We start from the raw sequence: 266 nt of genomic DNA on the forward strand, positions 1-266 counted from the left end.
GCCCCAGGCCGATCGCATGCGGCAGATTTTGACAGCGTGGGTTCCGGTCTTTGATTCGCGGGTCGATCCGATTGAGTTGAGACTGCGCTCTGCGGCGGTCGCGATTTCGCTGGCTACCGGGCCTTATCGCAGCCAAGAGGACAACTGGCAGGCCGAAACCTTATCAATCGTTGACGCGGCTGAAGCTCTGGTCAATCAGGTGGCCTGACGCCCCGTTCGCTCTATGGACCCGCTCGCCCTATGAATTGCTGGCGCCACCCAAGGTC

1 protein-coding gene is annotated in these 266 nt (G+C 60.9%); it reads left to right on the forward strand.

Annotated elements, in window-relative coordinates; translation table 11 throughout:
• The coding region (locus BST12_RS30005) for a hypothetical protein (RefSeq protein ID WP_211281447.1) at window positions 1-208 on the forward strand (208 nt) is incomplete at its 5' end.
• Window positions 209-266: the final 58 nt, after the last annotated feature.

Source organism: Mycobacterium angelicum (genome assembly GCF_002086155.1).
Classification (GTDB): domain Bacteria; phylum Actinomycetota; class Actinomycetes; order Mycobacteriales; family Mycobacteriaceae; genus Mycobacterium; species Mycobacterium angelicum.